The sequence below is a fragment of the Zunongwangia pacifica genome (assembly GCF_023499215.1).
In the GTDB taxonomy this organism is placed as follows: domain Bacteria; phylum Bacteroidota; class Bacteroidia; order Flavobacteriales; family Flavobacteriaceae; genus Zunongwangia; species Zunongwangia pacifica.
Genome location: NZ_JAKHSK010000001.1, coordinates 23,852 through 44,371 on the forward strand (window position 1 = coordinate 23,852; position 20,520 = coordinate 44,371).

General features: G+C 36.7%; 22 protein-coding genes. 10 read left to right on the plus strand and 12 right to left on the minus strand.

Annotation, left to right across the window (positions count from 1 at the left end):
* Nucleotides 1-82 precede the first annotated feature (82 nt).
* Together L1967_RS00130 and L1967_RS00135 are read left to right on the plus strand one after the other, a co-directional pair.
* The gene (locus L1967_RS00130) at nt 83-616 is read left to right on the plus strand and encodes a hypothetical protein (RefSeq protein WP_249599687.1); all 534 of its coding nucleotides are present in this window, start codon (nt 83-85) and stop codon (nt 614-616) included.
* Between the two features lie 65 nt (nt 617-681).
* Nucleotides 682-3,150 carry a ligase-associated DNA damage response DEXH box helicase gene (locus L1967_RS00135; RefSeq protein WP_249599688.1) on the plus strand — a complete coding sequence of 823 codons (2,469 nt, stop codon included), beginning with the start codon at nt 682-684 and terminating at the stop codon, nt 3,148-3,150.
* Between the two features lie 83 nt (nt 3,151-3,233).
* Here the strand turns inward: L1967_RS00135 and L1967_RS00140 are convergent, their stop codons facing one another.
* From L1967_RS00140 to L1967_RS00150, 3 genes are all read right to left on the minus strand, one after another.
* The gene (locus tag L1967_RS00140) at nt 3,234-3,524 is read right to left on the minus strand and encodes a type II toxin-antitoxin system RelE/ParE family toxin (protein WP_249599689.1); all 291 of its coding nucleotides are present in this window, start codon (nt 3,522-3,524) and stop codon (nt 3,234-3,236) included.
* Nucleotides 3,517-3,756, minus strand: a complete 240-nt coding sequence (locus L1967_RS00145) for a ribbon-helix-helix domain-containing protein (RefSeq protein WP_249599690.1) — start codon at nt 3,754-3,756, stop codon at nt 3,517-3,519. Before L1967_RS00145 ends, L1967_RS00140 begins: the two co-directional genes overlap by 8 nt.
* 133 nt (nt 3,757-3,889) lie before the next feature.
* A complete protein-coding gene (locus L1967_RS00150) occupies nt 3,890-4,393 on the minus strand; it encodes a DUF1440 domain-containing protein (protein WP_249599691.1) in 504 nt (167 codons plus the stop codon).
* A gap of 99 nt (nt 4,394-4,492) precedes the next feature.
* Here L1967_RS00150 and L1967_RS00155 point away from each other — a divergent pair, with 99 nt between their 5' ends.
* The gene (locus tag L1967_RS00155) at nt 4,493-5,278 is read left to right on the plus strand and encodes an amidohydrolase (RefSeq protein WP_249599692.1); all 786 of its coding nucleotides are present in this window, start codon (nt 4,493-4,495) and stop codon (nt 5,276-5,278) included.
* Here L1967_RS00155 and L1967_RS00160 read toward each other — a convergent pair.
* Nucleotides 5,270-6,883, minus strand: coding sequence for an Ig-like domain-containing domain (locus L1967_RS00160; RefSeq protein ID WP_249599693.1), 1,614 nt, complete (start codon nt 6,881-6,883; stop codon nt 5,270-5,272). The two genes, L1967_RS00155 and L1967_RS00160, sit on opposite strands and share 9 nt — an antisense overlap.
* An 84-nt stretch (nt 6,884-6,967) precedes the next feature.
* Nucleotides 6,968-7,648, minus strand: a complete 681-nt coding sequence (locus L1967_RS00165; protein WP_249599694.1) for a ComF family protein — start codon at nt 7,646-7,648, stop codon at nt 6,968-6,970.
* Between the two features lie 61 nt (nt 7,649-7,709).
* Between L1967_RS00165 and L1967_RS00170 the strand changes: the two genes are divergently transcribed.
* Both L1967_RS00170 and L1967_RS00175 read left to right on the plus strand, forming a co-directional pair.
* Nucleotides 7,710-8,594 (plus strand): hypothetical protein, encoded by an 885-nt coding sequence (locus L1967_RS00170; RefSeq protein ID WP_249599695.1) that lies wholly within the window; start codon nt 7,710-7,712, stop codon nt 8,592-8,594.
* Between the two features lie 62 nt (nt 8,595-8,656).
* Nucleotides 8,657-10,198: a glycine--tRNA ligase gene (locus tag L1967_RS00175; protein ID WP_249599696.1), complete on the plus strand. Its 1,542-nt coding sequence runs from the start codon at nt 8,657-8,659 to the stop codon at nt 10,196-10,198.
* A gap of 69 nt (nt 10,199-10,267) precedes the next feature.
* Here L1967_RS00175 and L1967_RS00180 read toward each other — a convergent pair whose 3' ends face one another.
* The 4 genes from L1967_RS00180 to L1967_RS00195 form a co-directional block, all read right to left on the minus strand.
* A complete protein-coding gene (locus L1967_RS00180) occupies nt 10,268-10,801 on the minus strand; it encodes a ferritin (protein ID WP_249599697.1) in 534 nt (177 codons plus the stop codon).
* Nucleotides 10,802-10,880: 79 nt separating this feature from the next.
* Nucleotides 10,881-11,186, minus strand: coding sequence for a hypothetical protein (locus L1967_RS00185; RefSeq protein WP_249599698.1), 306 nt, complete (start codon nt 11,184-11,186; stop codon nt 10,881-10,883).
* Nucleotides 11,187-11,227: 41 nt separating this feature from the next.
* Nucleotides 11,228-11,698: an Lrp/AsnC ligand binding domain-containing protein gene (locus tag L1967_RS00190; protein ID WP_249599699.1), complete on the minus strand. Its 471-nt coding sequence runs from the start codon at nt 11,696-11,698 to the stop codon at nt 11,228-11,230.
* A gap of 46 nt (nt 11,699-11,744) precedes the next feature.
* On the minus strand, nt 11,745-13,118 hold the full coding sequence (locus tag L1967_RS00195; protein ID WP_249599700.1) for a saccharopine dehydrogenase family protein: 1,374 nt from the start codon (nt 13,116-13,118) through the stop codon (nt 11,745-11,747).
* A 49-nt stretch (nt 13,119-13,167) separates the two neighbouring features.
* Between L1967_RS00195 and L1967_RS00200 the strand changes: the two genes are divergently transcribed.
* On the plus strand, nt 13,168-13,548 hold the full coding sequence (locus L1967_RS00200; RefSeq protein ID WP_249599701.1) for a DUF423 domain-containing protein: 381 nt from the start codon (nt 13,168-13,170) through the stop codon (nt 13,546-13,548).
* A 76-nt stretch (nt 13,549-13,624) separates the two neighbouring features.
* Entirely contained in the window at nt 13,625-15,235 is a 1,611-nt protein-coding gene (gene pckA / locus L1967_RS00205) for a phosphoenolpyruvate carboxykinase (ATP) (protein ID WP_249599702.1), read from the plus strand.
* Nucleotides 15,236-15,322: 87 nt separating this feature from the next.
* Here pckA and L1967_RS00210 read toward each other — a convergent pair whose 3' ends face one another.
* On the minus strand, nt 15,323-16,069 hold the full coding sequence (locus L1967_RS00210) for a uroporphyrinogen-III synthase (RefSeq protein WP_249599703.1): 747 nt from the start codon (nt 16,067-16,069) through the stop codon (nt 15,323-15,325).
* A gap of 25 nt (nt 16,070-16,094) precedes the next feature.
* Complete coding sequence (locus tag L1967_RS00215) at nt 16,095-16,754, minus strand: DUF4271 domain-containing protein (protein WP_249599704.1); 660 nt, start codon at nt 16,752-16,754, stop codon at nt 16,095-16,097.
* Nucleotides 16,755-16,855: 101 nt separating this feature from the next.
* On the opposite strand from L1967_RS00215, the gene L1967_RS00220 reads away from it, so the two are divergent.
* The 3 genes from L1967_RS00220 to L1967_RS00230 are packed head-to-tail and all read left to right on the plus strand — an operon-like array spanning nt 16,856 to nt 19,472.
* Nucleotides 16,856-17,584, plus strand: coding sequence for a polyprenol monophosphomannose synthase (locus L1967_RS00220; protein WP_249599705.1), 729 nt, complete (start codon nt 16,856-16,858; stop codon nt 17,582-17,584).
* 2 nt (nt 17,585-17,586) lie between these two features.
* Nucleotides 17,587-18,930, plus strand: a complete 1,344-nt coding sequence (locus L1967_RS00225; RefSeq protein WP_249599706.1) for a dihydroorotase — start codon at nt 17,587-17,589, stop codon at nt 18,928-18,930.
* Entirely contained in the window at nt 18,930-19,472 is a 543-nt protein-coding gene (locus L1967_RS00230) for a DUF4296 domain-containing protein (protein ID WP_249599707.1), read from the plus strand. The genes L1967_RS00225 and L1967_RS00230 overlap by 1 nt, the downstream gene beginning before the upstream one ends.
* On the opposite strand, the gene L1967_RS00235 is transcribed toward L1967_RS00230, so the two are convergent.
* Entirely contained in the window at nt 19,469-20,506 is a 1,038-nt protein-coding gene (locus L1967_RS00235) for an NAD-dependent epimerase/dehydratase family protein (protein ID WP_249599708.1), read from the minus strand. The two genes, L1967_RS00230 and L1967_RS00235, sit on opposite strands and share 4 nt — an antisense overlap.
* Between the last annotated feature and the right edge of the window lie 14 nt (nt 20,507-20,520).

Here is a 20,520-nt window from a genome sequence, read left to right on the forward strand (position 1 = left end):
CAGTTTTCATAATTTGGTATTTAAATTGTTTAAAATCAGATGTCATTTTTAACTGAATTATAAATTTAAAATGTGTAGTACAATGAGAACATCAATGGTCATGTTGGCATTCGCAGTTTTAGGATTTACCGGCTGCAACGCACAGGAAAAAAAGACTGATGAGCATAGCAATTTGGGATTAAGTACCAAAACTAAAAAAGAAGAACCAAAAGGAAGCTGGACGGTGAACAAAGAGTTTGATGAAAACGGTAACCTAAAAAGTTACGATTCTACGTACACCTATAGCTATGGCAGTATCAATGGAGATACAATTGCCAATACAGAGGAAATGAGGCAGCATTTTCAACGATTTTTTGGAGATGATGAAATGTCTTCAGCGATGATGCAAAGGTTTTTTAACGATTCTACTGCTTTAGGAAATGATTTCTTCGGAAGCAATTTAATGGAAAGTGGATTCTTTCAAACCGAAAATTTTCCAGAAGAAATTCAGCAGGAAATAAAGAAAATGGATTCTATACATCAGCAAATGCTGAAGAATAATTATCCGCAGTTGTTTATAAAAGAGGACGAACAAAAACTTCCTTCAGAGAAGAAAACAACTCAGCAACATATTTAATTGAAATAAAAAGCCTTCATAATTTACCAATTTATGGAGGCTTTTTTATACGATAACAGGTTGAAATGACAAGACAGGAACTTCTGGAAATTGCCGAAAATTGGTTTGCCGAGCAGGGCTGGAAGCCTTTTAAGTTTCAGAAGGATACCTGGAAAGCATATCTGCAAAAGAAAAACGGACTTCTAAATGCACCTACCGGAAGTGGAAAGACCTACGCACTTTGGGTACCGATCGTGCTGAATTACATTAAAAATAATCCTGATTATAAGACCAAGCCTAAAAAAGGCTTAAAAGCGATTTGGATAACGCCGCTACGCGCACTTTCCGTAGAAATCGAACAGGCTGCCGAACGCTTTGCAAGCGGGCTGGGAACTAATCTTACAGTTGGGATTAGAACCGGGGATACCCCACAAAAAGAACGGGCAGCACAAAAAAAATCAATGCCCGATTTGCTTATTACCACTCCAGAGAGTTTGCATCTCTTGTTGTCTTCAAAAAACTACGATAAAACCTTCAAACACCTGGAGGCAATTGTGGTAGATGAATGGCATGAATTGCTGGGGAGTAAACGTGGCGTTCAGGTAGAACTGGCATTGTCACGATTAAAAACCGTTTCAAAAAAGCTACGGATCTGGGGAATTTCAGCCACGATCGGGAATCTTCAGCAGGCCCGGGAAGTATTGTTGGGACCAGAATCGGAAGCACTTCAGCATTCAGAATTGATCAGGGCGAATCTTCAGAAAAAAATAAAGGTAAAATCTATTATTCCCGAGACTATGGAAAAGTTTCCGTGGCGGGGACACATGGGATTGCATTTGTTAGATGAGGTGGTGCCGATTGTCAAAAACTCAAAAACCACCCTGCTTTTTACCAATACCAGGTCGCAGTGTGAATTATGGTTTCAGAAAATAATTAATAAATACCCTGAATTTGCCGGGGAACTGGCGATGCATCATGGCAGTATTAACAAAGAAACACGTTTGTGGGTAGAACAGGCCATTAGGAACGAAAGTTTAAAAGCGGTGGTTTGTACCTCTAGTTTAGATTTGGGAGTCGATTTTGCACCAGTTGAAACCATTATCCAGATTGGTGGTCCTAAAGGTGTGGCCCGGTTTTTACAACGCGCCGGGCGTAGTGGTCACCAGCCTGGAAAAGAAAGTGTGATTTACTTTTTACCCACCCACGCGATCGAATTGATCGAGGCTTCAGCACTACAAAAAGCCGTAGAGAAAAAAGCGGTAGAAGACCGAATCCCGTATTTGCTAAGTTTCGATGTTTTGGTGCAGTATTTAACTACTTTGGCGGTTTCAAACGGATTTTTTCCAAAGGATATTTACCCGGAAATCAAATCGACCTTTTGCTTTCAGGCCATGACCGAAGATGACTGGCGCTGGGTGCTAAATTTCATCACCAAAGGCAGCCAGAGTTTACAGGCGTATGATGAATATAAAAAAGTAGAGATTGAAGAAGATGGCCGGTTTAAAGTAAACCATCGAGGTGTTTCCATGCGGCATCGTTTGCAAATAGGAACTATTGTAAGTGACGCGATGCTGAGTGTAAAATACATGAAAGGTGGCTATATTGGTACGATAGAGGAATGGTTTATTTCGAAATTAACACAGGGCGATGTCTTTACTTTTGCCGGTAGAAACCTGGAATTAGTTCGGATTAAAAACATGCAGGTACTCGTAAAAAGATCGAAGAAAAAAACGGCAAAAGTTCCCAGTTGGATGGGGGGACGGATGACTTTTTCGGCACAAATGAGTGAATTGTTGCGAGAGGAAATGTATTTAGCATCAGAATATGATTCGGCCACAGGCAAATCTGAAGAACTTTCAGCGTTAACCGGTATTTTTGAGCGTCAAAAGAAAGAATCGGTTATTCCCAAAAGTAATGAATTTCTAATCGAAACCTTTAAAACACGAGAAGGCTATCACGCTATATTTTATCCTTTTGAAGGCCGATTTGTACACGAAGCTTTGGGGAGTTTGCTGGCTTACCGAATTAGTTTATTGTCACCCATTTCGTTTTCTATCGCTTTTAACGATTATGGTTTTGAATTATTAAGCGACCAGGAAATCGATATGCAGCAGGTACTCGATAATAATTTATTTTCTGCGGAATTTTTAATGGACGATCTTTATAAAAGTTTAAATGCTACCGAAATGGCGCGCCGTAAGTTTCGGGATATTGCGGTAATCGCTGGTCTTGTATTTACCGGATACCCTAATAAAGTGGTAAAAAGTAAACATTTGCAATCCAGTTCGCAATTGTTATTTAGTGTATTTCGGGACTACGAAGAGGATAACTTGCTGTATTTGCAATCGTTTCGAGAAACTTTTGAGCATCAGTTGGAAGAAGGACGGTTGCGACAGGCGTTAGAGCGAATTGAACATCAAAAGATTGTGTGGCGAAATTGCGAAAAACCAACACCTTTTTCTTTCCCGATTATCACCGATCGTTTACGGGAAAAATTATCTTCTGAAAAACTGGAAGATCGCATTCGTAAAATGATGAAAAGCCTGGAAGGATAATTAGTAGTTAGAATTTAGATCGCTTCGCTCTTAGAATTTAAAAATTAGACAGGAGAAAATAGAAGATAGCTAAAAGAATCAATTTAGCTAAAAATACTATCCAAATCTTGTTTCCCTATGATAGCCATTATTTCGACCGTATCATTATTCACACGGTAGAAAATACTATCTGAACCACATACACATCTGCGGTAATCTTTTCTTATATAAACTACAGCTTCAAATGAGTATGGATTATTGGCGATGATCTCGAAATATTCAAAAAGTTGATGAAAATAAGAATCGGCTTGTTTCATTCCGAATTTTGAAACGCCATATTGATGAATCCGAATTATATCTTCTTTTTCGGTGTCACTAAGTTTATAATTAGCCATCTAATAATGACTTGGATTGTGCTAAAATATCTTGTTTGCTATCTGATGTAAATCCGCTTTGTTCTGCTTTTTCAAGTTTAGCGCTTATCCAATCAATTTTTGCTTGTTGTTTTCGGGCCTGTCTTATAAGGTCGTTGACGATCTCACTTTTGCTAGAATATTCTTTACTATCTACCTGATTTTTGAGCCATTCATCGTTCGGCTCTGTTAAGGAAATGCTCTGTCTGGACATGGTGCGTTTTTGAAGTGAATTTACACCAAAAATTTTACATTGTCAATATTTAAGTAAGTAACTGAAGGTTTAAATCTGACAGCTTCTCGATAAAAATACTGTTCGCCGCAAACCCTTAACTGTAAACTAAGCTCTATTTCTTCAATCTTTGATTCACCTTATTTCTTACCAACTCGGTTGTGATTCCAAATAAAACATGAGCGATGAGTTCGTTAGCCTGCATTCTTACAGGTACGTCGGTAGGTTTATCTTTAAGGCCTAAAATAGGTAACGAAGTTTGGTGGGTAGAGATCCATGTGGAGGTTCCTATGATAATTCCTTCGGCAAGATTAAATTGATCTTTATCTTTTTTTCCGTAGCCATAAGCAGCGCCCACACTGGCACCTACCGGAAAGTTTACCAGTTGTTCTGCCAATTCTTCATTTTGCACACTTATGGGAGTGCCGGTGATTTTGGTAGAAAGATTATCCAAAATTTTAAGTTGTGCGCTTCGGTTTTCAGCTTTTCTAACCGGTAAAAAATATTCGACCAGGCCTTTAACCGCGCCACCTGCTAATCCGCCAATAGCCCCGGCGATTAAACTTCGGGTAGTGTTATTATTTATTGTAGGGTTACTTTTTAAGTGCTCTAAAAACATAATTTCGAATTTGTATTAAAGCTATTTAATAAAGAACGCTTCTGCAATCATTTAACAATCATTTGACAACAGCTTGAAAAAATATCCTATTTTTAAAATATGAGTAAATCACAAAATTTAAACCTGGCCATTATTCAGGCAAACCTAAAATGGGAAGATGCCACCGCAAATCGAAGTTTTTTTAGTAAACAAATCGACGCTTTAAGTGATGCTGTAGAACTTATTGTGTTGCCCGAAATGTTTACGACCGGTTTTAGTATGAATGCCGAAAGTCTTGCTGAAGCAATCGAAGGGGAAACATTGCAATGGATGAAGGAGCAGGCAAAGCTGAAAAATGCAGCCATCACCGGAAGCGTAATTATTACTGAAAATGGTGCGTTTTACAACCGTTTATTTTTTGTTTTTCCAGATGGTTCCCACCAAAAATACGATAAGCGGCATACGTTTACACTGGCTAAAGAAGATGAAACCTATACCGCCGGGACAGAACGTTTAATCGTAAACTATAAAGGCTGGAAAATTTGTCCGCTTATTTGTTATGACCTTAGATTTCCTGTTTGGGCGAGAAATACAGAAGATTATGATCTTTTAATTTATGTGGCCAACTGGCCTAAAAAACGGATTTTCGCCTGGGATGCTTTACTAAAAGCCAGAGCGATTGAAAACATGAGTTTTTGTGTTGGTGTAAACCGCGTGGGAGAAGATGGCGATGGTTATAGTTATAACGGGCATAGTGCTATTTACGACTGTCTTGGTGAAATTTTAACCGAAGAAAATGCCGAAACTGAGTTTTCTAAAGAAGTTATGCTAAAGAAGGCGTACCTCCAAAATAAGCGAAATCAATTTAAATTTTTACAGGATCGTGATCAATTTCGATTAATCTAGATAAAACTGATAGACCTGATCGAAATTAGCTCGGGTTTCTAAAGTATCTGGATAGTAACTTATTTTTTCAGGTTTTCGCCGCTCCAACCAGCTCCCGGTGTCCCAATATCCATTTTGGTTTTCGTCATAGATAATTCTTAAAAAATAATCCCCGGGGTTTATATGTTCAAAAGTGAACTGGGTTCCTTCAGTTAAAAATTGCTGTTTTACAACCTCTCCTTTTAAATTAGTTAACTGTACAATCATAGGATAACTTCGTACATTTCGAAGCGACATTATAATACTTCCGTATTCAGAAAGAGGTTTGGTGGTTAATTTCTGACTTATGGTATCGTTTTGATCCCCAAATAAGTCGGTTAACGATCCCGGCAAGGCTTTAAAATAATAAGTGCCTTCGGGTTCTTTGTCGAAATAAATTTCTAGTTGATTTTCTAAACCTCTAATTTCAGAAGTGAAATTAACTTCAAGAGAGTCTTTATCTAGAATTGTGATTAGCGCATCATTTTTTTCAACTAAGGGAGTATTTGCTTTTAGTAATAACGGCTGATTATATTCTATACTTCCTGAAGGTTCCACTTTTACATTTAAAGAATCGCGTTCCAACTGTGCCATCCTTATATAAACGGTATCACGCTGGCGTGGTGTAACATATTCTAGCGATACACTATCGGTTTCAATAGGATCCCTAAACCAGTAATAAAGGGTATCGGTTTCAGGATCACGGGTGATTCTGGATACTGGTGGATCTATTGGTGGATATAAAAAATTAAGTTCTAAATCGTCTAAATTCGGGATGCCCTGGTAGCCAATAAGCAATTGCCTTCCTTTAAAAAGTTTCGGTCTTTTCACCTCAAAAGCTAGTTCTTCCTTAAAAATAGAGATCGTATAAATGCTATCGGTAGGAATGGTAATTGGCTGGTCTAAAAAGCCAATTTTGTCTTTTGCGGGGTTAAATTTATAATTGTCGTTATCATCTAAAATAGCGACCATTTGATATTTACCTGCCTTTAAGTTTTCCAGATCAAAATTTACACTGCTATCACGAGTGTAGGCCACATAACGCGGAATTTCATTGTAAACTACAGAATCTGTGTAGGTACTATCCATTTCGTATAGAAAGATCGAAACAAACTCTGGCGTATCTTTTAAATAGGCATCTTCAATAAACCCTGAAACTTTTAAAGAATCGATATAATCTCCGGTACTAAAAACATATTTAAAATAAGGATAGGGATTCCCTTCGTTATTATCCACGATACTTTTACCAAAGTTAATCGCGTAGGTGGTATTTTCTCTAAGGGTATCGGTAATTTCGATTTTTACATCTTTCCTGGCCTGGCCTAAGGGCAAAATGTTAGGCGCGGGATCCATTGGTGGTGAAATGATGATTTGCTGCTGCGGATTTTCGAGCTTAATAAACTCGTTAAAAAGAATACTAATTTCCTTAGCATCAAAATTGGTAGTATAATTCTCGGGGTTCGCTCTTATAAAACGTGGTGGTTCTTCGTCTATTGGTCCACCTTCAGGCATTCCTTTTTTGGCACATCTTACTACAGATGTGATGACTACAATAAAAAGAATAAAGTTGAAAAGCTTCCTGTTCATCTTTAAAAGCGCTATTATTTTTTCAGAATTTATACTTAAAATTCTTTCGCAAAGAAACGATTATTTTGAATTTAAACGTAACAATCAAATGGTAATTGCCATTGTTGCGATACTGATTTTAATTTTTTCTTCTTTTCTTAAACACTTAATGCAGGCTTCTAATGTTGCACCGGTGGTTAAAATGTCGTCCACTAGCAGGATATGTTTGCCAGAAATTACCGAAGTATCTGTAACTTGAAAAGACTGCTCCATAAGATTCCATCTTGAAATTCGATTTTTTAGCGCCTGTTTTTTAGAGGAATTGATTTTTAGAAGGAGATCGTCACGATATTTGGCATTTAGACTTTTCGCGATTTCTTTTCCAAAACCTTCTACCTGATTATAACCACGCTCTTTGAAACGTTTTTTATGCAGTGGAACAGGGATCACCATATCTACAGCATTAAATCTTTCACTATTTTTAAGAATTTCACCAGTCCATACCCCTAAAAAATAGCTTATTTCAAATTGTCTCTTATATTTGAGGCTGTGAAGTAACGCCTGTACCATGTTCTTTTTACGGAAAACAAGTAGTGCATAAGCAGCATTAATTTGGGCTCGACCATAAAATACTTTATCTGCCTGATTTTCGTTATTAGGAAGATAGTTAGTAAGTGGGAGCTGATGTAAACAAGAGGTGCAAATCACTTTTTCATGATCTAGCAAAGGCCTTTCGCAACAATTGCAGGTTTTGGGGTAAAACAGGTTTATGAAATCGTGAAACATTTGTTAAGTGGTTGTTGAGGAAAGCCTTAAACCTCTAAATTTATAAAATCTAAAATACTTTATGATGACTGAAAAGAAGAATAATACTGCATTAAAGATTCTTATTGGTGTTTTGGCGGTAGCTCTTATTGCGCTTACGATCTATACCATACGATTCTACAATGAAGAAAAAGAAAATAAAGCGATTCTTCAAAAAGAAAAGGCGGCCATAGAGAATGAGCTTAATGAGCTTATCGTAAAATACGATGAAGCCATTGATGAGAATGAGATCATGGATCAAAATCTGGTAGATGCCAGGGAGCGAATCAATCGCTTATTAGATTCAGTACAGGATTACGAGGCAAATCTGGTATTGATTACAAGATATCGCAGAGAAATAAGCAATCTTAAAGCTGAAAAAGAAAGACTATTTAGAGTGGTAGATAGTTTAAGCCAGCAAAATCAAAGAATGGCAATGACCATTGATAGCACGCAAACCGAACTTTCTGAGAAAACAAGGTTGTCTGATTCTTTACAAACGTCTAATCAAAGTCTTGCCAACAAAGTTAATAAGGCCTCTCAGCTTAAAATCACCGGTTTACGTGGTGAAGGTGTGATTGTAAGAAATAGTGGTAAACTGGTAGAAAATGACCGTACGGGAAGAATAGACCAGATAAGAACCTGTTTTACCATCACCGCAAATGACCTTACTGAAGCCGGAGAAAAAAATCTTTATGTACAGGTGTATAACCCAGAAAATGAACTGGTGGGCGATAAGATAGCGGTAGAACATGATGGCGGAGTAATGGTGTACAGTGCGCAGAGTACTGTGTATTACGAGAATGACGAATTAGATGTGTGTATACTGGCCAATACCATTAAAGAAAAACTATTGGAAGGTAATTATAAAGTATATGTTTATAACGATACAACGCTTATAGGAACAGCTTCTTTTAGTTTAAGATAAGAAACTCAAAATTTTAAAGACCGCCATGAGTTAAATCATGGCGGTTTTTTTATTTTTGCTGTATGGCAAAACAAGAAGATTCATTTAAAAACGTGATATCCCATGCTAAGGAGTATGGGTATATTTTTGCGTCTAGTGAAATATACGACGGATTAAGCGCGGTTTATGACTATGGTCAAAACGGTGCTGAATTAAAGAAAAATATCAAAGAATACTGGTGGAAAAGTATGGTGCAGTTGCACCAGAATATTGTGGGCATCGATGCTGCAATATTAATGCATCCTACAACCTGGAAAGCTTCTGGGCACGTAGATGCTTTTAACGATCCGCTAATCGATAATAAAGATTCTAAGAAGCGTTATCGGGCTGATGTGTTGGTTGAAGATTATGCTGAAAAGATCAATCAAAAAGCGCAGAAAGAGATCGAAAAGGCCAAAAAGCGTTTTGGAGATGCTTTTGATGAAGAGCAATTTGTAGCGACCAATCCAAGGGTACAGCGATATAAAGTAGAAGAGAAGGAGATTTTAGAGCGTTTGGCAAAGTCTTTAACTGAAGAGAACTTGGCCGATGTGAAGGCGCTTATTGAAGAATTGGGGATTGCATGTCCAGAGAGTGGTTCTAAAAACTGGACAGACGTTAAGCAATTCAACTTAATGTTTGGAACAAAGCTTGGAGCTTCTGCCGATAGTGCGACCGATCTTTATTTAAGACCGGAAACCGCGCAGGGTATTTTCGTGAACTTTGCAAATGTTCAAAAAACCGGAAGGATGAAAATTCCGTTTGGGATTGCACAAATTGGTAAAGCGTTTAGGAATGAAATTGTAGCGAGACAGTTTATCTTCCGTCAGCGTGAGTTTGAGCAAATGGAGATGCAATTTTTTGTACGCCCTGGTGAAGAGCTCAGCTGGTTTGAAAAATGGAAAGAAGCACGCCAAAAATGGCATGCAAGCTTAGGGCTTGGTGATGAGAAATATCGTTTTCACGATCATGAAAAGTTAGCCCATTATGCGAATGCGGCTACAGATATCGAGTTTGATTTTCCTTTTGGATTTAAAGAATTAGAAGGAATTCATTCCCGTACTGATTTCGATTTAAAAGCACATGAGGAACATTCTGGTAAAAAACTTCGGTTTTATGATCCTGAAATGGGAGAAAATTATGTGCCTTACGTAATTGAAACTTCTATTGGTTTAGATCGTATGTTTTTAGCCGTATTTTCTGCATCCTTACAAGAAGAAGGTTTAGGAGATGGAAAATCCAGAACAGTCTTAAAGTTACCGGCAGTTTTAGCGCCAACAAAAGCAGCTATCTTACCATTAGTGAAAAAGGATGGCTTACCAGAACTGGCACAGGAAATTGTAGAAGAACTGAAGTGGGATTTTAGAGTGCAATATGATGAGAAGGATGCCGTTGGTAGACGTTATCGTCGCCAGGATGCTGCCGGAACGCCGTTATGTATTACGGTAGATCACGATTCTTTAGAAGATAAAACGGTTACTGTTCGTTATCGGGATACAATGGAACAAAAACGAGTGTCAATTTCAGAATTAGCATCAATTATCGATCAGGAAGTTAATTTTAAGTATTGGCTTAAAAAAGCGTAATGTTTTTAAGTTTAGGATATAAAAAAGGCTGCAATTGCAGCCTTTTTTCGTGTTCTTTTTTTTTCTGAATTACTCAGGATTTGCCTCTTCTCGAATTTCTTTAATTCGTTCGTCCAAAAAGCGAAGCCCAACATTTTCAGTATTAATTAAGTCAAATAACTCTAATGCTCTACGCATCGTTTGCTCTTCTTCCATTTGCTCTTTCACATACCACTGTAAAAAGTTTTCAGTAGTAAGGTCACGTTTATTTCGGCATTCATAAATAATATTGTGAATGCTTTTAGTAATGGCGATTTCCTGATCCAAGGCGGTTTCAAATATCTCTTCTAAAGAGGCAAAATCGTGATTGATATTGCTTACTTCGGGAGAATATGTGGTTCCACCATTATCATTGATAAAGTGGAATATTTTCATCATATGTTCGCGCTCTTCTGTAGATTGCTCGTAGAAGAATTCAGCGCTGTAAACCAGTCCGTTATGATCGCACCAGGAGGCCATTGCAAGATAAGCAGCAGAAGATTGAGCTTCCTGCTTAATTTGTTTATTTAATAAATCTAAAATATCTACATGGATAAGTAGATTTTGTCTTACAAGGTCTTTCATGGGATTTTGATTTTACACAAAGCTACCCAAAAAAAAAGTAAGTCCCTAAGAATGAGGTCAATTTAGAAGTAGTCTAAAACTAAGCAATAACCGAGTTGATTTCCATCATAGCAAACGCGCCATCAACAAGTGATAACAGGTCGAGTATCTCTAAGGTATTAAAGACAAATAAATGCTCACGATTACAAAGACTTACTACCTCTAAACCGTGTGTATTTTCACCGTTTAAATGTTGCTCGATATCAATAGATTTTAATCGATGGCGAAAGGCCAGTAATTGGCATAAAGAAAACTTCACCGTTTTATGACCAAAATCGATATAGAATCTTCGGCTATTGTCGCACTGGCTGGCAGCAAAATATTTTGATGTATAAATCGTATTCATTTGCCGCCAAAATTAATTTTAATTTAGAATAAATCCAAATATCAAATCTTAATTTGTCGACTTATTTGCTGATTTAAGGAAATAAAGGTTTCTGTTCGCGACACTCCTTCGATTCCCTGAATGTTTTTATTTAAAACTTTCATTAAATGCTCGTTGTCTTTGCAAAGCACTTTTACAAATATCGACCAGTTTCCTGTGGTATAATGGCATTCAATAACCTCGGGGATTTCTTTCAATTTATTTACGGCAAGCGGGTTGCTAACCGCTTTATCCAGATAGATCCCAACAAAAGCCATGGTTTTATACCCTAGCAATCGGGGATCGATAATTAGTCGGGAGCCTTCAATTAATCCAGATTTTTCTAGTTTTCGTAATCTTTGGTGAACGGCAGCTCCAGTAATGCCTATGTTTTTAGCGATTTCTAAAATAGGTCTTTTGGCGTCCTCCATAAGGAAGTTAAGGATGGTTTTATCGATACCATCGATAACAACATTTTGGTCTATAATCTTCATTTAGTTGTAGTTATATGAGCTAAAATAGGAAAAAAGATTTCATTTCCTAATTGCTTACCCCGCCTATAGGATTATATCCTAGATAATTTGTTTTCTTTTCTTTAAAAATGATGCCGTTTTCTTGAAGTTCTTTTAAAATAGGTTCGTAAATCTCTTTATGAATTGGTAATTGTACACCAGGAGTGTTTATTTCTTTTTTTAAAATTTTTATTGCAGCAATGCCAACAGGTAAGCCTACAGTTTTTGCCATCGCGGTTTCAGTTTGATCTTTACCAAGGCATACCATGGTTGAATCTATTTGTTTTTCTTCATTATTTAATTGGTATCCAAATTTGTGGTACATCACAATCATATCCTTATCTTCTGAAGAGAGTTGCCATTTTTCCTCTAATATTTTTTGAAGAGCTTGTGCCGGAGTGGCGTTTCTTATAGCTATAGTTTTTTTGTTATTAAATAGGTCTAGTTCCAATAATTTCTCCCACATAATATCGTCCTGATCTATTTTTAAGTTGTGACGTAATTTTAATTCAACCGAATCTGTTGGGGAGTAAGGTAAAAATGAGTTTACAAATTCGCGATGGGTCATATGTTCTGAATCTTCCATGGTAAAACTATCGTCTGTCATCCCAAGTTGCACAAACATATTCCAGGCGCGGCTGTAACCTACCCGTCGCACGGTGCCTCTATATAAAGTTAAAATATCCTGAAGCCCATAAGCTTCTCGGTAATCCAGCGAATTTCGATTGGCATAAGCTTCAAATCGGCCATAGCCCTCGATATCCAAAAACTCTGTTCTTCTAAACAATCGGTGATAGGGAATGTATTTATATTTTCCTTCCTGGATAAATTTGGCAACGCCACCCTGGCCGGCAACTACGACATTTCTGGGATTCCAGGTAAACTTATAGTTCCATAAATTATTATCACTTTCAGGCGCTACAAGTCCGCCACAAAAAGATTCAAACATCAGCATTTTTCCACCGGCATCTCGAATGCGATCAATCACCTGCATGGCACTCATGTGATCAATGCCCGGGTCGACACCAATCTCATTCATAAAAATAAGTCCGGCTTTGCGAACTTCAGCATTAAGGGCTTTCATTTCTTTACTAATGTAAGAAGCAGTGACCAGATTTTTTTTGAGTTTAAGGCAGGTTTTGGCAATTTCTATATGAAATCTCGCCGGTAGCATAGAAATGACGATATCTGTAGAAGCGATATGTTGTTCGCGGTTTTCAGCATTAAAAATATCAAAACTAATGGCCGTGCAATTTTGGTGATTTTTAATTGCTTTTTTTGCCAGCGATAGCTCTTTATCTGCAACACTAATGGTAAAGTTTTCTTCGAGAGACTTTTCAGATAGATATCGAATAAGAACGGCGGTAGATTTTCCCGCGCCAATTATCAGGATTTGTTGCATAATTAAAGTATTTTTGTGTAATGCTAACTAAGGTATAAAAACTTGTAGTATGACGCGTAAATTTTTAGTAACAGGAGGAATATTTGGTCTTTTAGCAGTAATTCTTGGCGCTTTTGGAGCTCATGGATTAAAGAATGTGTTAGATGCTGAAACGTTAACCTCTTTTGAAACTGGAGTGCGTTACCAAATGTATCATGCACTTTTATTAATTGGTTTGGCTAATTTTACGAAGCTACAAAACAACCTTCTTTTTTGGTTTTTTACAATAGGCACTATTTTTTTTAGCGGATCGATTTATTTACTTAGTTTAGATGAGCTGGCTGGATTAGACCTTAGTAGTATCGCTTTAGTTACTCCGCTGGGAGGAGCTCTTTTAATTGTTGGTTGGACACTTTTTATTTTTAAGGCCTTAAAGTTAAAGTATCAATAATTTAAGGTTTAAAATTAGTTCTTTTATTGAAGATTTTTAAATTTGTTTTCTTAAAAATCACACAAACCTATTAATTATGGATTCAAAAGACATAATTACGAAAACGATTTCGTTGAAACAATACGGAATTAAAAATGCTACGACAAATTATCAACTTTCACCAAAAAAACTTCAGCAGGAGACATTAAAACAAAATCTGGGAAAAGAAACCAGTGACGGAGTTTTAGCAATTAACACAGGGAAATTTACCGGAAGATCTCCAAAAGACCGCTTTATAGTAAAAGATGAGGTGACAAAAGATCAAGTTTGGTGGGGAGATATCAATATCCCTTTCGAAACATCGAATTTCGATAAATTGTATGATAAAGTAACAAAATATCTTTCTGGTAAAGCACTTTATGTTCGAGACGCCTATGCTTGTGCGCACCAGGATTATAAATTAAATATTAGAGTAATTAACGAATATCCATGGTCTAATATGTTTGCCTATAACATGTTTTTACGACCAACAGAAGAGGAATTGTCTGGTTTTAAAGAAGATTGGGTGATCCTTAATGCGCCCGGTTTTAAGGCCGATCCAGACGAAGATGGAACGAGACAAGAGAATTTTGCTATTTTAAACTTCAGTAAAAAAATTGCTCTAATTGGCGGTACAGGCTATACCGGAGAAATTAAAAAGGGAATCTTTTCAGCATTAAATTTAATTTTACCCGTTTATCAGGACGCTTTACCTATGCATTGCTCTGCAAACGTTGGTGACAAGGGAGATGCCGCAATATTTTTTGGTTTATCTGGTACGGGTAAAACCACACTTTCGGCAGATCCTAATAGAAAGTTAATTGGAGACGACGAGCATGGTTGGACACCCGATAATAAGATTTTTAATTTTGAAGGCGGTTGTTATGCCAAAGTAATTAATCTTTCTAAAGAAAACGAACCCGATATTTATAATGCCATAAAACCGGGTGCTATTTTAGAGAATATCGTCTTTAAAAACGGAGAAGTAGATTATGCAGATACAAGCATTACCCAGAATACCAGGGTAAGTTACCCCATAAATCATATTCAATATATCCAAAAGCCCTCGGTGGCCGGAAATCCTAAAAATATTTTCTTCTTAACAGCAGATGCCTTTGGTGTTTTGCCTCCTATAAGTAAACTAAATCCTGCCCAGGCAGCTTATCATTTTATTAGTGGATATACAGCGAAGGTTGCAGGTACTGAGGAAGGTGTGAAAGAACCACAACCCAGTTTTTCGGCATGTTTTGGTGCGCCCTTTATGCCGTTACATCCAACGGTTTATGCTGAAATGCTAAGCCGAAAAATGAAGGAAGCCAATGTAAATGTGTGGCTAGTAAATACCGGTTGGACGGGTGGACCATACGGTACAGGGCAGCGAATGAAACTGAATTATACGCGGGCAATGATCGATGCGGCATTATCTGGAAGCCTGAATGAGGTAGCCTATGAATGCCATGAAATTTTTGGAATCAAAATGCCCACAGCGTGCCCTAATGTGCCTACAGAAGTTTTAAACCCTAAAAATACCTGGAAGGATAAAGAGGCTTACGATTTGAAAGCTGAAGAGCTTGCCAATACTTTTAAAAGAAATTTTTCCCAGTTTAAAGAATATGCTAGTCGGGAAATCTTGGAGGGTGGACCATTCTCTGTAGAGTATAATGCTTAGCATGATTATTTGTTAATGTTGTAAATAAAGAAATCCGGTGCTTAATAAGCAAAGCACCGGATTTCGAATTTTAATAGAAGGTAATTTTTATTTCTTATTAGCTTCAGCAATATATTTATTAAGAGCCATGGTCATAGATGGCGTTTCTGAAGTTGGTGCTTTAATATTCACGGTTAGGCCATGTTCTTTTGCAGCTTTAATCGTCGTGTTGCCAAAAACAGCAATTCTTGTATTGTTTTGTTTGAAATCTGGAAAGTTTTCAAATAGGGATTTGATGCCGCTTGGACTAAAAAACACCAAAATATCATAAGTCACATCACTAAGATGTGATAAATCGCTTACCACAGTTTTATAAAACACGGCTTGCTTCCATTGTACCCCCAGTTTATCCAGAGTTTTAGGGATCACAGGCTTCAGCATGTCTGAAGAGGGTAGTAAAAATTTCTCATTCTTATACTTTTTGATAAGCGGAGAAAGCTCGGCAAAAGTACGCTTACCTACATAAATTTTACGTTTTCTATAGACTACGTATTTTTGAAGGTAATAAGCAACGGCTTCACTAAGGCAAAAATACTTCAGTGAATCTGGTACTTTAAAACGCATCTCTTCAGCAACCCTAAAAAAGTGATCTACGGCATTTCTACTGGTTAGGATTATGGCGGTATGTTTTGAAAGATCTACTTTTTGCTGTCTAACTTCCTTAGAAGAAACACCTTCTACATGAATAAAAGGGATGAAATCAACTTTAACCTTTTGCTTTTCCTCCAATTCGAAATATGGAGAATTTTCTACTTTAGGCTCTGGTTGAGAAACCAAAATTGTTTTCACTTTCATATATCAATATTCTTTATCTGATCGTTTAATACACTGTAATAAGCTTATATAAAATAAAATACGGTGCAATTTCAAGAGCGCAAAGGTACAAAATAAAATAAAACCAGTTGCCGCTAATTAACTTTTGATATTGTTTAAAGATGTTAAATATCCCTGTTAAATTGGCGAAAAGTATAAATCCTACAATCCCGTACACCCATAAATCGCTAATAGTAAAGGTATAAATTAATAAAAGCGTTATAGGATATACCAGTATTGCGATATAATTACGGTAGCTTAATTTCTGAAATAAATAAGTATCTACTATTTTATCAATATTAAAGATATTAGAGACAATTTTTTCAACCCCAAACTTTAAAAGGATGAAACACACATAGGCGGTAAAGATCCTTATATAGATTAAAAGATAGTCCGATGGATTGGGGGTGTTATAATATTTATAAATCCAGAAGAATAAAACAGATACAGAAAGGGCGTTTACCGTAAAAAGGATTATGTTAAATCCATGAAAAGCATTGTTCTCTTTTCCTTTAAACAACATAAATTTGTTAGAGGTTAAAATAGAGAGGAATTCGGTAAATCGATTAGTGTACAGGTTTCTAACCAGTACAATCAATATAAAACAGATTAGAAATATGATTGTAATCCAGTCTAAAGGTTCGGTATAATGTTCTATTGCCTGCACAATTATTTTTTTACAAATTTAAAGGAATGTGATAAAAACTAAGCTTAAAAACAAAAGAAAGCATTGTTTAAAATCCCTACATTTGTGCAAAATTTGCGGTAATGGTTCATGGGCTCATTATTATACCCACTTTTAATGAAATAGAGAATATAGAGCGGCTGGTGCGAAATATTTTTTCCCAACAGCGCAAATTTCATATTTTGGTGGTAGATGATAATTCGCCAGATGGTACTGCTACCAGAGTAAGGACTTTGCAGGCTGAGTTTCCTGAGCAACTTTTTCTTGAAGAACGAATGGAAAAAACAGGTTTAGGAACTGCATATATACATGGCTTTAAGTGGGCATTACAACGGAAGTACGATTATATTTTCGAAATGGATGCCGATTTTTCCCATAATCCCAATGATCTTATACGATTATACAACGCATGTAAACGCGAGGGTGCCGATTTGGCTATAGGCTCGCGATACGTTACCGGGGTGAATGTGATTAACTGGCCTATGAACCGTGTTTTAATGTCTTGGTTAGCTTCTAAGTACGTGCAGGTGATTACAGGAATGGATATTCAGGATACCACGGCAGGTTATGTTTGTTATAAAAGAGAAGTTTTAGAACGTATACAACTGGATAAAATACAGTTTGTAGGTTATGCGTTCCAGATCGAGATGAAGTTTAAAGCGCATCTTTTAGGGTTTAAAATAACCGAAGTTCCCGTTATTTTTACCGACAGAACCAGGGGAACCTCTAAAATGAGTGGCTCAATAATTTATGAAGCCATTTTTGGAGTAATAAAAATGAAAGTAAAAAGTCTGTTTAACAGAATAAAATAGTGATGAAAAAAGTCCTGATTAAAAACGCCAAAATCGTAAATGAAGGTAAGATTACTGAAGGTGATGTTTTTATAGAAGATGGAATTATTAAGGAGATATCTGAGTCGATAAGTGCAAAATCTCCAGACGTTCAGATCTTTGATGCTGAAGGAACCCATCTTTTACCCGGGGTTATCGACGATCAGGTGCATTTTAGAGAACCTGGCTTGACCCATAAAGAAGATATCGAAATGGGAAGTAGGGCAGCCGTTGCTGGCGGTATTACCTCTTTTATAGAGATGCCAAATACACTGCCGCAAACGACTACCATAGCGGAGTTGGAAAAAAAGTTCCAGTTGGCGGCAGAAAAATCGTACGCTAACTATTCTTTTATGTTTGGTGGGACGAATGATAACCTGGAAGAAATTTTAAAAGTAGATCCTAAAAAAACGGCGGCGTTAAAGTTGTTTTTGGGGTCTTCTACCGGTAATATGCTCGTAGATGATCAAAAGGTTTTAGAGGAAATATTTTCTAAATCTCCTTTATTGATCGCGGTGCACTGTGAAGACGAAACGACTATTCAAAATAATTTAAAAGAGTATGTAGAGCAGTATGGCGATGATATTCCTATCGAGCTTCACCCCAAGATTAGAAGTGAAGAAGCGTGTTACAAATCTTCTTCAAATGCTGTAAAATTAGCGAAGAAAACCGGAGCAAGATTGCATGTTTTTCATGTGTCAACGGCAAAAGAATTAGCGCTTTTCAGCAATAAGAAGCCATTAAAAGATAAGAAAATTACTGCGGAAGTTTGTATCCATCACTTATGGTTTAATGATCATGATTATAAAGAAAAAGGAACCTTTATAAAGTGGAACCCGGCAGTAAAATCTGAAAAAGATCAGGAAGCTTTGATGAAAGCGCTAAACGATGATATTTTGGATGTTATAGCAACAGATCATGCGCCACATACCAAGCAGGAAAAACAAAACCCTTATACCAAAGCACCAAGTGGTGGCCCATTGGTTCAACACGCATTACCTGCGATGCTCCAATTTTATCATAAAGAGAAAATTTCTTTAGAAAAAATTGTAGAAAAAATGTGTCATAATCCTGCAATCTTATTTAATATAAAGGATCGTGGTTATATTCGTGAAGGGTATAAAGCAGATCTGGTATTGGTAGATCTTAATGCACCATGGCAGGTGAAATCTGATAATATTTTATACAAATGTGGATGGTCTCCTTTTGAAGGAGTTACTTTTAAATCCAGGATTACCCACACTTTTGTAAATGGACGTTTGGTGTATAAAAATTTTAAGCATCAGCCTTTTGCTAACGTCGCACAGCAATTGGAATTCGATAGATAATGAGATTTATTAAATACGGTATTATTCTTATCATTTTTATTGGGCTTTCCTGCCAGGATGTAAAGCATATGGATAAGCCCAAAAACCTTATACCAGAGGATAAGATGGTCGATATCCTTACCGAAATGGCGTTGTTGAATGCGGCCAGAAATTATAATAAAATTATGCTGGAACAAACCGGGATAAAGCCAGACCAGTATATTTATGAAAAATTTGGAATAGATAGCGTACAGTTTGAAAAAAGCAATGCGTACTATACCGAAAAATATGATGACTACGAGCGGGTTTTTGATAAAGTAAAAGACTCGCTACAGTCTCTAAAGGCTCATTTTGATGAGTTGGTAGAAGAAGAGAAACGAGTGAAAGATTCTATCAATAAAGCCAAAATGGAGAAAAACCGTCCTGAGTTTAAGAAAGAAACCGATACCGTTGAAGTAGATAGTATCAAGATCGATTCTGTTTTTACAGGGGATAACAAAAAATTAGATAGTCTAAAGCAAAATCAGCAACAGATACCGGATTCACTGGAAAATGATAACTAAATTTTAGTAATTTCTTTTTTATTCAAGTCCTTCACAAAATAGTTGCCGGTTTCTTCAATTACATTTTGCATTGGAGTGAATTTAAAATTCAATTCTTTTTTGATTTTCGAATTATCATAGGTTGATTTTTTGAAAATCCCTGAAATATCACTTTTCGTGATACTGCGACTATAGCCAAAAAATGAGGCTGTTTTTTGTACAAACCAACCTATAGAAATCATCCATTTTTTAAGTGGTTTAGCGGGTTTTGGCCTGTTGATACTCAAAGCGGTAAGATCTATCACCTCTTTAAAACTAAGATTTTCAGTTACCAGAATATATCTTTCGTTATAAATTTCAGAAGCCATTAATTTTAGCATGGCATTTACTACGTCTTTTACGCCCACAAAACCAGTGACTTTTGGGAAGTGATAACTTAAGCCCTTTTGAATTCGGGTAAATAATTGTCCGCTTCCTTTTTGCCAAAACCCCGGGCCAATAATCACTCCCGGATTCACAATAATTACTTTTACACCTTCCTGCGAGGCACGCCAAACTTCAATTTCAGCACCATATTTAGAGATCGCATAATCACTGTTGTTTGCTTCAGGATTCCATTGGGTATTTTCAGTAGTAGGTTCAGATTTTATAATAGGTTTACCTAAACTTGCAATGCTGCTTACATAGCAAAGTTTTTCAATGTTTTTAGCGATGCACAGGTTAACGATATTGGCGGTGCCTTCAATATTAATTTTGCGAAGTGCTTTTTCATCTTTGGGCTTAAAGGAAACTAAGGCTGCGCAATGGTAAACCTGTGTAACCTCATTAAATGCGGGTGTTAACTGTGGTACATCGGTAAGTTCAGCAATCACCCATTCAATTTTTTTAAAAAGGCGTTCAGCTTCTTCTTTGTTATGATAATACAAAAAAACCTCAAGTGTTTTATAAAGATCACTTTTGGGACGATAAATCGCTCTAATCTTATTATTTTCTTCTGCCAGTTTTAAAAGCAAATGAGCGCCTACTAAACCGGTACCACCTGTAACTAAAATCATGTGGTAAATATAGC

Excerpts from the sequence above, each read along its gene's own strand:
- L1967_RS00130 (WP_249599687.1), top strand. The coding sequence starts at position 83 with ATGAGAACATCAATGGTCATGTTGGCATTCGCAGTTTTAGGATTTACC.
- L1967_RS00135 (WP_249599688.1), top strand. The coding sequence starts at position 682 with ATGACAAGACAGGAACTTCTGGAAATTGCCGAAAATTGGTTTGCCGAG.
- L1967_RS00140 (WP_249599689.1), bottom strand. The coding sequence starts at position 3,524 with ATGGCTAATTATAAACTTAGTGACACCGAAAAAGAAGATATAATTCGG.
- L1967_RS00145 (WP_249599690.1), bottom strand. The coding sequence starts at position 3,756 with ATGTCCAGACAGAGCATTTCCTTAACAGAGCCGAACGATGAATGGCTC.
- L1967_RS00150 (WP_249599691.1), bottom strand. The coding sequence starts at position 4,393 with ATGTTTTTAGAGCACTTAAAAAGTAACCCTACAATAAATAATAACACT.
- L1967_RS00155 (WP_249599692.1), top strand. The coding sequence starts at position 4,493 with ATGAGTAAATCACAAAATTTAAACCTGGCCATTATTCAGGCAAACCTA.
- L1967_RS00160 (WP_249599693.1), bottom strand. The coding sequence starts at position 6,883 with ATGAACAGGAAGCTTTTCAACTTTATTCTTTTTATTGTAGTCATCACA.
- L1967_RS00165 (WP_249599694.1), bottom strand. The coding sequence starts at position 7,648 with ATGTTTCACGATTTCATAAACCTGTTTTACCCCAAAACCTGCAATTGT.
- L1967_RS00170 (WP_249599695.1), top strand. The coding sequence starts at position 7,710 with ATGATGACTGAAAAGAAGAATAATACTGCATTAAAGATTCTTATTGGT.
- L1967_RS00175 (WP_249599696.1), top strand. The coding sequence starts at position 8,657 with ATGGCAAAACAAGAAGATTCATTTAAAAACGTGATATCCCATGCTAAG.
- L1967_RS00180 (WP_249599697.1), bottom strand. The coding sequence starts at position 10,801 with ATGAAAGACCTTGTAAGACAAAATCTACTTATCCATGTAGATATTTTA.
- L1967_RS00185 (WP_249599698.1), bottom strand. The coding sequence starts at position 11,186 with ATGAATACGATTTATACATCAAAATATTTTGCTGCCAGCCAGTGCGAC.
- L1967_RS00190 (WP_249599699.1), bottom strand. The coding sequence starts at position 11,698 with ATGAAGATTATAGACCAAAATGTTGTTATCGATGGTATCGATAAAACC.
- L1967_RS00195 (WP_249599700.1), bottom strand. The coding sequence starts at position 13,118 with ATGCAACAAATCCTGATAATTGGCGCGGGAAAATCTACCGCCGTTCTT.
- L1967_RS00200 (WP_249599701.1), top strand. The coding sequence starts at position 13,168 with ATGACGCGTAAATTTTTAGTAACAGGAGGAATATTTGGTCTTTTAGCA.
- pckA (WP_249599702.1), top strand. The coding sequence starts at position 13,625 with ATGGATTCAAAAGACATAATTACGAAAACGATTTCGTTGAAACAATAC.
- L1967_RS00210 (WP_249599703.1), bottom strand. The coding sequence starts at position 16,069 with ATGAAAGTGAAAACAATTTTGGTTTCTCAACCAGAGCCTAAAGTAGAA.
- L1967_RS00220 (WP_249599705.1), top strand. The coding sequence starts at position 16,856 with ATGGTTCATGGGCTCATTATTATACCCACTTTTAATGAAATAGAGAAT.
- L1967_RS00225 (WP_249599706.1), top strand. The coding sequence starts at position 17,587 with ATGAAAAAAGTCCTGATTAAAAACGCCAAAATCGTAAATGAAGGTAAG.
- L1967_RS00230 (WP_249599707.1), top strand. The coding sequence starts at position 18,930 with ATGAGATTTATTAAATACGGTATTATTCTTATCATTTTTATTGGGCTT.
- L1967_RS00235 (WP_249599708.1), bottom strand. The coding sequence starts at position 20,506 with ATGATTTTAGTTACAGGTGGTACCGGTTTAGTAGGCGCTCATTTGCTT.